This is a genomic window from Actinotalea caeni, assembly GCF_009733795.1.
Lineage (GTDB): Bacteria > Actinomycetota > Actinomycetes > Actinomycetales > Beutenbergiaceae > Pseudactinotalea > Pseudactinotalea caeni.
This window is the reverse complement of sequence record NZ_WNXX01000003.1, coordinates 254,931-267,011: the sequence shown is the minus strand read 5'-3', so window position 1 is coordinate 267,011 and position 12,081 is coordinate 254,931. Positions and strand designations below refer to the sequence as shown.

Sequence of the window (12,081 nt, the reverse complement as noted above, 5' to 3'; positions counted from 1 at the left end):
CCCGGCTGCCGACCGCGCGCGAGCTGGTCGACGCCGCGACCGAGGTGCTCGCAGCGGCCGGGGTGTCCTCGCCCCGGCACGACGCGCTCGCGCTCGCCGCGCACGCCTTCGGCGTGCCACGGCTGGAGCTGGTCATGCCGCCGCCGGTCACGGCCGACGTCGTCGCGGCGATGGCCGAGGCGGTGCGACGCCGCCGCGCCCGCGAGCCGCTGCAGCACATCCTCGGCCGGACCACCTTCCGCTGGGTGACGCTGCGCGTCGTCCCCGGTGTGTTCGTGCCGCGGCCCGAGACCGAGGTGGTCGCCGGTGCGGCGATCGAGGAGGCGCAGCGGCTCGCCGCCGCGGGCGGCACCCCGCTCGTCGTCGACCTCTGCACGGGCAGCGGCGCCATCGCGGCCGCCGTGGCGCAGGAGACGCCGGCACGCGTGGTCGCCGTCGACGCCTCGCCCGAGGCGGTCGAGCTCACCCGCGAGAACACCGCCGGGCTCGGGGCGCACCCGGTCCGGGTCGAGGCCGGCGACGTGCGCGACCCGGCGCTGCTGGGCGACCTCGACGGCGCGGTCGACGTCGTCGTCTCCAACCCGCCCTACATCCCGCCCGACGCCGTCCCGCTCGAGGTCGAGGTGCGCGACCACGACCCCGACCTCGCGCTCTACGGCGGTGGTCCCGACGGGCTGAGCCTGCCGCGCGCCGTCGTCGAGGCCGCCGCGCGGCTGCTGCGACCCGGCGGCCTGCTCGTCATGGAGCACGCCGACGTCCAGGGCGCCGGTACCCGCGCGCTCGCCGAGGCCGAGGGCCGCTTCACCGACGTCGCCACCGAGCGCGACCTCACCGGGCGCGACCGGTACCTGCGGGCGCGCCGCGCGCGCTAGCGGCGTCGCAGCCGGCGCACGCCCCGCCAGACGAGCCACCCGAGCGCGACGCCGGCCAGGTCCGCGACGACGTCGAGCGGATCGGCCGACCGCTCGGGCAGCACCGCGCCCTGCAGCACCTCCGACACCACCGCGTGCACGACGAGCACGGCGCTCAGCGGCAGTGCCCGCACGCCCGCGACCAGGCCGGTGCCCATGACGAGCGCGAAGCTCACCAGGTGCGCGACCTTGTCCGTGCCCGGCGGCGTCGGCGGGCCCGGCTGTGCCGGCGCGTAGAGGCCGTACAGGTTGACGGCGACCGCGACGCCGAACGCGACCCACGCCAGCACGGTGACGGCCGCGCCGCGCGACTCGCGCGTGGGGGTCGTGGTCGCGGTGGGCACCCGAGGATCCTACGGGCGCCCGACGCGTCCCCGACCTCCGCGCACGCTGCGGTGCGCTCGCCGAGTTCGCACCTGTGCGCCGAGTTCGTACCGTGCACGGTGCGAACTCGGCGGGACAGTGCGAACTCGGGGCCGGTGGCGACCGGTGCGCGACGGCGGCGGCGAGGGGTGGGATGCGCGGCGAGACCCATCCGCCGTTCGTTCCTCGCGGCTCCCGCCAGGCCAGCCATCGCCGCCCGTCCCACCCCTCGCCCCGCTCGCGGGCGCGGTCGCTCGCTCGTGGGGGTGGGCCTCGCCGAGTTCGCACCGTGGTGCCGAGTTCGTACCGTGCACGGTGCGAACTCGGCGGACACGTGCGAACTCGACGGAGACGTGCGAGCTCGAGGGAGACGTGCGAGGTCGCGCCGTAGGAGTCCGGCGTGAGGGGGTGGGGCCGGTGCAGGCGACGAGCGGGGTGGCGCGCGTGGGAGGATCGCGGGCGTGACTGTGCTGCGTGACTGCACCGACGACGCCACCTGGTGGCCGCACGTCGACGAGGCGACACGGGCTTTGGCCGCGGGTGGGCTCGTCGTGCTGCCGACCGACACCGTCTACGGCATCGCCGCCGACGCGTTCAAGCGCGAGGCCGTGCAGGCCCTCCTCGACGCCAAGGGGCGCGGCCGCGACATGCCGCCGCCCGTCCTCATCGGCGACGTCCGCACGATGGACGGGCTCGCCGACGACATCCCCGACGACGCGCGCGAGCTCGCCACGAGGTTCTGGCCCGGGCCGCTCACGATCATCCTCAAGGCCCAGCCCTCGCTGCAGTGGGACCTCGGCGAGACCCGCGGCACGGTCGCGCTGCGGATGCCCGACCACGAGCTCGCGCTCGCCGTCCTCAAGCGCACCGGGCCGCTCGCCGTCTCCAGCGCCAACACCTCGGGCTCGCCTGCGGCCACGACGGCGCAGGAGGCCGCCGACATGCTCGGTTCCTCGGTGCGCGTCTACCTCGACGGCGGCCCCGCCCCCGGCGGCGTCGCCTCCACGATCGTCGACGCCACCGGACCCACCATGCGGATCGTCCGCGCCGGCGCGCTCAGCGCCGAGGAGCTCGGCCTGGCCGACGCCGACGAGCCCGAGGCCGAGGAGTCCGCGGTAGACCGGCTCGGTGCCGAGGAGGCGGGCGCCGACGGCACCGCCGGCGAGACGATCGCCGACGCGGGTACGACCGCCGCGACCGCCACCGACGACACGGCCACCGACGACGCAGCGGCGGACGCCGCGGCGGCCGCCCCGAAGGCACCCGCCCCGGCGCGCACGTCGCGCGCGAAGGCCGGTACCGCGGCCGCCACCACCAAGGAGGGCGGGGAGACCGACGCGGGGGAGCAGCCCTCGGCGAAGCCGGCTCGGGCGCCGCGCAAGCCGCGCACCACGGCCGCGGCGTCGGAGGGGTCCAGCGCCGGTGACGAGGCTGCCGCGCGGCCGGTCCGCGCGCGCAAGCCGCGCCCGCGGGCCGACGCCGTCGCCCAGGCCGCCGAGGCAGCGGAGGCCGAGGCGGCCGAGACGTCCCCGGCCCCGCGTCGTGCCCGCCGTCCCCGCACGGCCCCGGCGGCCGAGGAGACCCCCGTGGAGACGCCCGAGCCGTGAGGATCTACCTCCTGCTGATGGCGATCGCGGCAGCGGTCACCTACCTGGCGACCCCGCTCGCGCGCGTGCTCGCGCGCCGCACGCACGCGGTCACACCGGTCCGTGCGCGCGACGTGCACACGACGCCGGTGCCGCGGCTGGGCGGCGTCGCCATGCTCGCCGGGATGGCGGCGACCCTCGTCATCGCCTCCCGGATGCCGTTCCTCGAACCGGTGTTCAGCGGCGCCGACGAGTCGCTGCCGTGGTCGATCCTGGGCGCCGCGACCCTCGTGTGCGTGCTCGGCGTCGCCGACGACATCTGGGACCTCGACTGGCTGACGAAGATGGTCGGCCAGATCCTCGCCGCGGGGTTCATGGCCTGGCAGGGCGTGCAGCTCGTGCAGTTCCCGGTGTTCGGGCTGACGATCGGCTCGTCACGGCTCTCGCTCGTCGTCACGATCCTCGTCGTCGTCACGGCGATCAACGCCGTCAACTTCGTCGACGGTCTCGACGGGCTCGCCGCCGGGGTGATCGCGATCGGCGGCACGGCGTTCTTCGCCTACACCTACATCCTGACGACGCAGACGCAGACCGAGTACTCGAACATCGCGACCGTCGTCATGGCGTGCGTCGTCGGCGCGTGCCTGGGCTTCCTGCCGCACAACTTCCACCCGGCCCGGATCTTCATGGGCGACTCCGGCGCGATGTTCCTCGGCCTGACGATGGCCGCCGCGTCGATCCTCGTGACCGGCCAGATCAACCCCGGCACCGTCGAGGTGAGCATCGGGGTGCCCGCGATCCTGCTGATCCTGCTGCCCCTCGCGGTGCTGGTGCTGCCGCTGCTCGACATGGGGCTCGCCGTCGTGCGGCGCGTGCTCGCGGGCAAGTCGCCGTTCCACCCCGACCGGATGCACCTGCACCACCGGCTGCTCGACTTCGGCCACAGCCACCGCCGCGCGGTGCTCATCATGTACGTCTGGACGGCGGTGATCGCCTTCGGTGCCGTGTCGTTCGCCGTGCTCCCGGTCACCGCGGCCGTCGTCGTCTGCGCCGCGGGCGTCGCGGTCGCGGTGCTCGCGACGCTGTGGCTGCCCCGCAAGCGCATCGGCGCTCTCACCCGCTGAGCCTGGGACACTGGACCCCATGACCGGCCCCGTCATGTTCAACGACCCGCCCGTGCGCACCGAGGCGATGCTCACGCTGTTCCGCACGGTGCAGCGGCGGCTGCTGCTGCTCACCGCAGGCGCCGCCGTGCTCGGCGTGGTGGTCGGGCTGCTCGTCGCCGGCGGCCCCGGCGTCTGGGGTGCGCTGCTCGCCGCCGGCCTGGGGCTGGTGTTCACGTTCACCACGGTCGCCACGCTGCGGTTCCTCGCCGGCCGCGGCCCCGAGCTGCTGCAGATCGTGCTCGTGGGCGGATGGCTGGTCAAGATGGCGCTGGTCGTCGTCGTCATGCTGTGGCTGCGGGAGCAGACCTTCTACCACCGCGGGGTGTTCTTCGGGACCCTGGTGATCGTGCTGCTGGGCGCCGTCGCCATCGAGATGTACTCGGTCGCGACGGCCCGCATCCCCGCCGTCGAGGCCACCACGGGCGACGTGAGCAGGGTCACAACCCAGCCCGCCGAGGGCGCCGGGACCACCCCGGCCGACGGCGAACCGCGGCAGGACGCCGCCCGCGAGGCCTCCGACGGCGACAACGAGCCCCCGACAGGTCCCTCCTCGGCGGCCTGAGCGGTCCGACCTGGTGTCGGGATCCGGTAGGGTTCTAGCCAGATCCCGCCCGCCGGAGCACGGTTCGACGCGGCTACGATCGACGTAGCCCGCTGACGATCATCTCGGTGGTTGCACTCCGCGTGAGAGCGCGGGTGCGCCCGTGCCCACGACCCGCAGGAGTGCACGCTGTCCACGAGCCAGAGCACCGCCCCCGTCCTCGCTGAGGAGTCCAGCAGCGGGGCGCCTCACCTGCCGTCGATCGAGGACTTCTTCCCCTACCCCTACATCTGGGGCCAGGAGGGGGACTGGTGGGCCCTCGACCGGATCATGTTCGTCCGGCTGATCGTCACCGGCGCGCTGCTGCTGCTGCTGTGGCTCGCCGTCCGCAAGGCCAAGCTCGTCCCGGGCCGTGGCCAGAGCGCCGTCGAGATGGCGCTGGACTTCGTGCGCGTCCAGATCGTCGAGCAGACGCTCGGCAAGGAGCGCGCCAAGCCGTTCGTCGGCATGTTCACGGTCATCTTCTTCACGATCCTGGCGATGAACCTCGCCGGTGTCGTGCCGTTCCTCAACATCGCGGGCACCTCGCGGATGGGTCTGCCCGCGCTGCTGGCGATCTGGGTGTTCATCACCTACCTCGTGGTCGGCTCCCGCACGCACGGCGTCGGCCGCTACCTCAAGAACTCGCTCGTCCCGTCGGGCGTGCCGTGGCCGATGCTGATCCTGCTGATCCCGATCGAGGCGCTGCAGGTCTTCGTCATCCGCCCGGTGACGCTCGCGCTGCGGCTCGTGGCCAACATGATGGCCGGCCACATCATGCTCGTGCTGTGCTTCGTCGGCACCCACACGCTGTTCCTCTACGCGGACGCGGTGCTCAAGCCCCTCGGGGCGCTGACGTTCGCGGCCGGCATCGCGATCACGTTGTTCGAGGTGTTCGTCGCGGGCCTGCAGGCGTTCATCTTCACCCTGCTGTCCGCCGTGTACCTGAACTTCGCGCTCGACGACGGGCACTGAGCCCCGAGTCGGGTACCGACCCCCACGCCCCCGATGACGCTCAACCCGAGCGCCACCTAGGAAGAGAGAAAACTGTGGAGAACTCCATCGCTGGCAACATCGCCACCATCGGCTACGGCCTCGCCACGATCGGCCCCGGCGTCGGCATGGGCATCATGATCGGCCAGACCCAGCAGGCCATCGCGCGCCAGCCCGAGGTCGCCGGCCGTCTGTTCACCAACATGCTCATCGGTGCGGGCCTCATCGAGGTGCTCGCGCTGCTCGGCCTGGTCGCCGGCTTCCTGTTCTGAGCCACGGCAGGCAGCCCCCGGACGGAGTCCTCATGACGACTGCACACGAAACGCCCACAGGCATCGGCATCTTCATCCCGCCGGTCTACGACTGGTTCTGGTCGTTGCTGGTGACGGCGATCATCGCGGTCTTCTTCTTCAAGTACCTGCTGCCGAAGCTCAACGCGATCCTCGACGAGCGGGCCGCGAAGATCGAGGGCGGCATCGCGCTGGCCGAGAAGGTCCAGGCCGAGGCCGCCGAGGCCAAGGCGCAGACCAAGGCCGAGCTCGACGAGGCCCGGACGGTCGCTGCCGGCATCAAGGAGGAGGCGACCGCCGACGGCGCCGCCATCGTGGCCGAGGCGCGCGCCAAGGCGCAGGCCGAGGCCGCCCGCATCATCGAGACCGCGCACCGTCAGATCGAGGCCGAGCGGGCAGCGGCCGTCGTGTCGCTCCGCGAGGAGGTCGGTGGCCTCGCCACCGAGCTCGCGTCCCGGATCGTCGGTGAGTCCCTCGCCGACGAGGCGCGCCAGTCGCGGGTCATCGACCGGTTCCTCGAGGAGCTCGACGCCGGGCTCGACGGGACCCCGCAGCCCGCGGCCGCGACCGCCGACACCGAAGCGGACCAGGGCTGATGCGCGCGACCAGCCAGGCGAGCCTGCGCAACGCCAGCGAGGCCTGGGAGCAGGTCCTGCGGCAGGCAGGTGCGGACGCGGCGGGCTACGGCGGGCAGCTGTTCGCCGTCGTCGACGCGCTCGACCGTTCCGCCGGGCTGCGCCGCGCACTGACCGAGCCCACCCGCGACGGCGAGGCGAAGGCCGCGCTCGCGGCCGAGCTGCTCCGCGGCAAGGTCGCCGAGCCGGTGCTCGACCTCGTGTCGGGAATGGCCCGGTCCCGCTGGTCCGCCGACGGCGACCTCGCCGACTCCGTCGAGGAGCTCGCGATCGTCTCCTACCTCGCGGCGGCCGACGCCAAGGGCGAGCTGACGCGCGTGGAGGAGGAGGTCTTCCGGATCACCCGGCTCCTCGCCGAGAACCGCGACCTGCGGTTCGCCCTCGGCGACCGCGACGCGTCGCCCGAGCGTCGGGTCGAGCTGCTCACCTCGGTGCTGGGCGGCAAGGTGGGCGAGGAGACGCTCGCCCTCGTCACCCGGGCCGTGCGCTCGCTGCGCGCCCGCAGCCTCACCGCGGCGCTCAACCGGATCAGCGAGCTCGCCGCCGCCCGGCGCCGCCAGCTCGTCGCCGTGGTGACGGCCGCGACGCCGCTCACGCAGGCGCAGCAGGAGCGTCTCGCCGAGACGCTCGCCAAGGCCTACGGCCGTGACGTGCAGATGAACGTCGCGGTCGACCCCGCCGTGGTCGGCGGTTTCCGCATCCAGGTGGGCGACGAGGTCGTGGACGCGACCATCGCAGCCCGACTCGACCTCGCCCGCCGGCGCCTCGCAGGCTGACCCGGGCACCTCACCTCACTGCTGACGAAAGAAAGAGCACGACGATGACCGAGCTGACGATCAAGCCCGACGAGATCCGTACGGCGCTGGACAACTTCGTGAGCTCCTACGAGCCTGCGGCCAGCGCCCGCGAGGAGGTCGGCACCGTCACCCTCGCAGCCGACGGCATCGCCTACGTCGAGGGCCTCCCCGGCACGATGGCCAACGAGCTGCTGACCTTCGAGGACGGCACCCTCGGCCTCGCGCTGAACCTCGACGTCCGCCAGATCGGCGTCGTCGTGCTCGGCGAGTTCGCCGGCATCGAGGAGGGCCAGCAGGTGCGCCGCACCGGCGACGTCCTCTCGGTCCCGGTCGGCGAGGGCTACCTCGGCCGCGTGGTCGACCCGCTGGGCAACCCCGTCGACGGTCTCGGCGAGATCGAGACCGAGGGGCGCCGCGCGCTCGAGCTGCAGGCCGCCGGCGTCATGCAGCGCAAGAGCGTCCACGAGCCGCTCCAGACCGGCCTCAAGGCGATCGACGCGATGATCCCGATCGGCCGCGGCCAGCGCCAGCTGATCATCGGCGACCGCCAGACCGGCAAGACCGCGATCGCGCTCGACACGATCATCAACCAGAAGGCGAACTGGGAGAGCGGCGACCCGAGCAAGCAGGTCCGCTGCATCTACGTCGCCGTCGGCCAGAAGGGCTCGACGATTGCCTCGGTGCGCGGTGCTCTCGAGGAGGCCGGTGCGCTCGAGTACACGACGATCGTCGCCGCCCCGGCGTCCGACCCGGCCGGCTTCAAGTACATCGCGCCCTACACCGGCTCGGCCATCGGCCAGCACTGGATGTACCAGGGCAAGCACGTCCTCATCGTCTTCGACGACCTGAGCAAGCAGGCCGAGGCCTACCGCGCCGTGTCGCTGCTGCTGCGCCGCCCGCCGGGCCGCGAGGCCTACCCGGGCGACGTCTTCTACCTGCACTCCCGTCTGCTGGAGCGCTGCGCCAAGCTCTCCGACGACCTGGGCGCGGGCTCGATGACCGGTCTGCCGATCATCGAGACCAAGGCGAACGACGTGTCGGCGTACATCCCGACCAACGTCATCTCGATCACCGACGGCCAGATCTTCCTCCAGTCGGACCTGTTCAACGCGGGCCAGCGCCCCGCCGTCGACGTCGGCATCTCGGTGTCCCGCGTCGGTGGTGACGCGCAGGTCAAGGCGATGAAGTCGGTCTCCGGCACGCTGAAGATCGACCTCGCGCAGTACCGCTCGCTCGAGGCGTTCGCGATGTTCGCCTCCGACCTCGACCCGGCGTCGCGCCAGCAGCTGACCCGTGGTGCGCGGCTCATGGAGCTGCTCAAGCAGCCGCAGTACTCGCCGTACCCGGTCGAGGAGCAGGTCGTCTCGATCTGGGCGGGCACCAAGGGTTACTTCGACGACGTCGAGATCGCCGACGTGCGCCGCTTCGAGTCGGGTCTGATCGACCACCTGCGCCGCCACAGCGACGTGCTCACCACGATCCGCGAGACGGGCAAGCTGGACGACGAGACGCTCGCCGAGCTCGAGAAGGGTGTCGACGCGTTCCGCCAGACCTTCCGCGCCTCCGACGGCCAGAGCCTGGTCGGCGACGAGGTGCCCGAGGAGCCGGAGGACGTCGACATCGACCAGGAGCAGATCGTCCGGCAGAAGCGGGGCTGAGCCATGGCAGGCCAGCAGCGCGTCTACAACCAGCGGATCAAGTCCACCGAGACGCTGAAGAAGATGTTCCGCGCGATGGAGCTCATCGCCGCGTCCCGGATCAGCAAGGCGCGCGAGCGCGCCGGTCAGGCTGCTCCGTACGCGCGAGCGATCACGCGGGCGGTCTCCGCGGTTGCGACACACAGCAACGTCGAGCACCGGCTCACGACCGAGCGGTCCGACACCAACCGGGTCGCGATGCTGGTCGTGACGGCCGACCGTGGCATGGCGGGCGCCTACTCGGCGACGCTGCTGCGCGAGGCCGAGCGGCTGCGCGGCTCGCTGCGGGCCGAGGGCAAGGAGGTCGTCCTCTACGTCGCCGGCCGCCGCGGCGTGAGCTACTACACGTTCCGGAACGTCCCGATCGAGAAGAGCTGGACGGGCGACTCGGACAACCCCAAGGCGGAGGTCGCCGAGGAGATCGCGGACACCCTGCTGGAGGCGTTCAGCGCGCCGGCCGAGGAGGGTGGCGTCGCCGAGCTCCACGTCGTCTACACCCGCTTCCGCACGATGGTCTCCCAGGAGCCCCGCGTGGTGCGGATGCTCCCGCTGGAGGTCGTCGAGGGCGTCGCCGAGCCAGGCGAGGGGCTGCCCCCGCTGTACGAGTTCGAGCCCGGCGAGGGCGAGGTGCTCGACGCGCTGCTGCCCCGCTACATCCGGAGCCGGATCTTCAACGCGCTGCTGCAGGCGGCCGCCTCGGAGCTCGCTGCCAGGCAGCGTGCGATGCGGACCGCGGTGGACAACGCCGAGGACCTCATCCGGACCTACACACGACTGAAGAACACCGCCCGCCAGGCCGAGATCACCCAGGAGATCAGCGAGATCGTCTCCGGAGCCGACGCCCTGGCCGCCAGCTGAGCGCCTTTCGAACGAACGAGGACAGGACACATGACCGCCACTGCCACTGAGACCCCGACGGAGGCCGGCAAGGCCCCCGGCGTCGGCCGCATCGCCCGCGTCATCGGGCCGGTCGTCGACATCGAGTTCCCGCCCGAGGAGCTCCCCGAGATCTACAACGCGCTCAAGACGACGGTCCGGCTGTCGTCGGAGGGCAGCGACGAGACCGTCACCGAGATGACGCTCGAGGTCGAGCAGCACCTGGGCGACAACATCGTCCGTGCGATCGCCCTCAAGCCGACCGACGGCCTGGTCCGTGGCGCCGAGGTGCGCGACACCGGCGCGCCGATCACGGTGCCCGTCGGCGACATCACCAAGGGCAAGGTCTTCAACGTCATCGGCGAGCCGCTCAACCTCGCCGAGGGCGAGACCTTCGAGGTCAACGAGCGCTGGTCGATCCACCGCAAGGCCCCGGCGTTCGACCAGCTCGAGTCCAAGACCGAGATGTTCGAGACCGGCATCAAGGTCATCGACCTGCTCACCCCGTACGTGCAGGGCGGCAAGATCGGCCTGTTCGGCGGCGCCGGCGTCGGCAAGACCGTCCTCATCCAGGAGATGATTCAGCGCGTCGCGCAGGACCACGGCGGTGTGTCGGTGTTCGCCGGTGTCGGCGAGCGCACCCGTGAGGGCAACGACCTCATCGGCGAGATGGAGGAGGCCGGCGTCTTCGACAAGACCGCGCTGGTCTTCGGCCAGATGGACGAGCCGCCGGGCACGCGTCTGCGCGTGGCGCTGTCGGCGCTGACGATGGCGGAGTACTTCCGCGACGTCCAGAAGCAGGACGTGCTGCTGTTCATCGACAACATCTTCCGCTTCACGCAGGCGGGCTCCGAGGTGTCGACGCTGCTCGGCCGCATGCCGTCGGCGGTGGGCTACCAGCCCAACCTGGCCGACGAGATGGGTCAGCTGCAGGAGCGCATCACCTCCACGCGCGGTCACTCGATCACGTCGCTGCAGGCGATCTACGTCCCCGCGGACGACTACACCGACCCGGCGCCGGCGACGACGTTCGCCCACCTCGACGCGACGACCAACCTGTCGCGCGAGATCGCCTCGCGCGGTCTGTACCCCGCGGTGGACCCGCTGGCCTCGACCTCCCGCATCCTCGACCCGCGCTACGTCGGCGAGGACCACTACCGGGTGGCCAACCAGGTCAAGTCGATCCTGCAGAAGAACAAGGAGCTGCAGGACATCATCGCGATCCTCGGTGTCGACGAGCTGTCCGAGGAGGACAAGATCACCGTCAACCGGGCGCGTCGCATCGAGCAGTTCCTCTCGCAGAACACCTACATGGCCGAGAAGTTCACCGGCGTCGCCGGCTCGACCGTGCCGCTGGCCGACACGATCGAGGCGTTCGACAAGATCGCCAACGGCGAGTACGACCACGTCGCCGAGCGTGCGTTCTTCAACATCGGTGGCCTGGACGACCTCGAGCGGAACTGGGACCGGATCCAGAAGGAGCTGCGCTGACGTGGCGCTGAACGTCGAGGTCGTCTCGCCCGCCCGGGTGCTGTGGTCGGGTGAGGCCTCCATGGTGAGCGCCCCGGCGGCCGACGGCTCGATGGGTGTGCTGCCCGGGCACCAGCCCGTGCTGGCCGTGCTCCGCAACGGGGTCGTCCAGGTGACGCCGGTGCAGGGCGAGGCGGTCGAGATCGAGGTCGACGGCGGGTTCTTCTCCGTCGACTCCGACCAGGTCACGATCGTCCTCGACGCCTCGGCCGCCGCTCACGTGGACTCCATCGGCTGACCGCCATGCGGGTCGCGTTGGTCATCGTCGCGGTGATCGCGCTGCTCACGCTCGCGCTGGCAGCCCTGCTGGTGCTGCGCCTGCGGGCCCTGTCGGGCCGCGTCGGGTCCTTCCAGTGCGCCCTGCGCACGGGGTCCCGCTGGATCGCCGGTGTCGCGTCCTACACGGTGCACGAGCTCGTCTGGTACGAGTCGCTGTCGCTCTCGCGCCGGCCGCGGCACCGCTGGGGCCGTGACGACCTCGTCATCGTGGACCGCACGTTGCGGCCGCACGACGCACAGGGGCGCCCGGTCATCGAGGCACGCTGCCGCCACCGTGAGCACCCCGTCGAGATCGCCGCGGAGCCCGCGGCGTTCGAGGGGCTCGTGTCGTGGCTCGAGGCCTCGCCCCCCGGCGCCCGCAGCCACCGTGTGATCTGA

The 12,081-nt window shown here is 72.1% G+C and carries 14 protein-coding genes; 13 read left to right on the top strand and 1 reads right to left on the bottom strand.

All coding sequences use genetic code 11. From position 1 onward, the window contains the following. Positions 1 to 5: 5 nt before the first annotated feature. Positions 6 to 872 (top strand): peptide chain release factor N(5)-glutamine methyltransferase, encoded by an 867-nt coding sequence (prmC, locus tag GPA02_RS04475; RefSeq protein ID WP_156198674.1) that lies wholly within the window; start codon positions 6 to 8, stop codon positions 870 to 872. On the opposite strand, the gene GPA02_RS04470 is transcribed toward prmC, so the two are convergent. Next, complete coding sequence (locus tag GPA02_RS04470) at positions 869 to 1,255, bottom strand: VanZ family protein (RefSeq protein ID WP_204986493.1); 387 nt, start codon at positions 1,253 to 1,255, stop codon at positions 869 to 871. The genes prmC and GPA02_RS04470 overlap by 4 nt on opposite strands. Before the next feature lie 480 nt (positions 1,256 to 1,735). On the opposite strand from GPA02_RS04470, the gene GPA02_RS19520 reads away from it, so the two are divergent. The 12 genes from GPA02_RS19520 to GPA02_RS04410 all read left to right on the top strand — a co-directional run bounded on the left by GPA02_RS19520 (position 1,736) and on the right by GPA02_RS04410 (position 12,081). Continuing rightward, a complete protein-coding gene (locus tag GPA02_RS19520) occupies positions 1,736 to 2,881 on the top strand; it encodes an L-threonylcarbamoyladenylate synthase (RefSeq protein WP_338027481.1) in 1,146 nt (381 codons plus the stop codon). Further along, entirely contained in the window at positions 2,878 to 3,984 is a 1,107-nt protein-coding gene (locus GPA02_RS04460; protein ID WP_156198636.1) for a glycosyltransferase family 4 protein, read from the top strand. The genes GPA02_RS19520 and GPA02_RS04460 overlap by 4 nt, the downstream gene beginning before the upstream one ends. 19 nt (positions 3,985 to 4,003) lie before the next feature. Then, positions 4,004 to 4,588 carry a Cg1360 family ATP-synthase-associated protein gene (locus tag GPA02_RS04455; RefSeq protein ID WP_156198635.1) on the top strand — a complete coding sequence of 195 codons (585 nt, stop codon included), beginning with the start codon at positions 4,004 to 4,006 and terminating at the stop codon, positions 4,586 to 4,588. A 309-nt stretch (positions 4,589 to 4,897) separates the two neighbouring features. Continuing rightward, positions 4,898 to 5,581: a F0F1 ATP synthase subunit A gene (gene atpB, locus GPA02_RS04450; protein ID WP_338027480.1), complete on the top strand. Its 684-nt coding sequence runs from the start codon at positions 4,898 to 4,900 to the stop codon at positions 5,579 to 5,581. A 74-nt stretch (positions 5,582 to 5,655) separates the two neighbouring features. After that, positions 5,656 to 5,871 (top strand): ATP synthase F0 subunit C, encoded by a 216-nt coding sequence (gene atpE, locus GPA02_RS04445; RefSeq protein ID WP_275689712.1) that lies wholly within the window; start codon positions 5,656 to 5,658, stop codon positions 5,869 to 5,871. Between the two features lie 32 nt (positions 5,872 to 5,903). Next, entirely contained in the window at positions 5,904 to 6,485 is a 582-nt protein-coding gene (locus GPA02_RS04440; RefSeq protein WP_156198633.1) for a F0F1 ATP synthase subunit B, read from the top strand. After that, positions 6,485 to 7,300, top strand: coding sequence for a F0F1 ATP synthase subunit delta (locus GPA02_RS04435; RefSeq protein WP_156198632.1), 816 nt, complete (start codon positions 6,485 to 6,487; stop codon positions 7,298 to 7,300). Before GPA02_RS04440 ends, GPA02_RS04435 begins: the two co-directional genes overlap by 1 nt. A gap of 44 nt (positions 7,301 to 7,344) precedes the next feature. Then, positions 7,345 to 8,979, top strand: coding sequence for a F0F1 ATP synthase subunit alpha (atpA, locus tag GPA02_RS04430; protein ID WP_156198631.1), 1,635 nt, complete (start codon positions 7,345 to 7,347; stop codon positions 8,977 to 8,979). 3 nt (positions 8,980 to 8,982) lie between these two features. Continuing rightward, complete coding sequence (locus GPA02_RS04425; RefSeq protein ID WP_156198630.1) at positions 8,983 to 9,876, top strand: F0F1 ATP synthase subunit gamma; 894 nt, start codon at positions 8,983 to 8,985, stop codon at positions 9,874 to 9,876. Positions 9,877 to 9,906: 30 nt separating this feature from the next. Further along, complete coding sequence (gene atpD, locus GPA02_RS04420; protein ID WP_156198629.1) at positions 9,907 to 11,385, top strand: F0F1 ATP synthase subunit beta; 1,479 nt, start codon at positions 9,907 to 9,909, stop codon at positions 11,383 to 11,385. A 1-nt stretch (position 11,386) separates the two neighbouring features. After that, positions 11,387 to 11,662, top strand: coding sequence for a F0F1 ATP synthase subunit epsilon (locus tag GPA02_RS04415; RefSeq protein ID WP_156198628.1), 276 nt, complete (start codon positions 11,387 to 11,389; stop codon positions 11,660 to 11,662). A 5-nt stretch (positions 11,663 to 11,667) separates the two neighbouring features. Then, entirely contained in the window at positions 11,668 to 12,081 is a 414-nt protein-coding gene (locus tag GPA02_RS04410) for a DUF2550 family protein (protein WP_156198627.1), read from the top strand.

Coding starts and splice junctions, on each gene's coding strand:
- GPA02_RS04435 (WP_156198632.1), top strand. CDS start 6,485: ATGCGCGCGACCAGCCAGGCGAGCCTGCGCAACGCCAGCGAGGCCTGG.
- atpB (WP_338027480.1), top strand. CDS start 4,898: ATGTTCGTCCGGCTGATCGTCACCGGCGCGCTGCTGCTGCTGCTGTGG.
- GPA02_RS04410 (WP_156198627.1), top strand. CDS start 11,668: ATGCGGGTCGCGTTGGTCATCGTCGCGGTGATCGCGCTGCTCACGCTC.
- GPA02_RS04440 (WP_156198633.1), top strand. CDS start 5,904: ATGACGACTGCACACGAAACGCCCACAGGCATCGGCATCTTCATCCCG.
- atpD (WP_156198629.1), top strand. CDS start 9,907: ATGACCGCCACTGCCACTGAGACCCCGACGGAGGCCGGCAAGGCCCCC.
- GPA02_RS04425 (WP_156198630.1), top strand. CDS start 8,983: ATGGCAGGCCAGCAGCGCGTCTACAACCAGCGGATCAAGTCCACCGAG.
- atpA (WP_156198631.1), top strand. CDS start 7,345: ATGACCGAGCTGACGATCAAGCCCGACGAGATCCGTACGGCGCTGGAC.
- GPA02_RS04455 (WP_156198635.1), top strand. CDS start 4,004: ATGACCGGCCCCGTCATGTTCAACGACCCGCCCGTGCGCACCGAGGCG.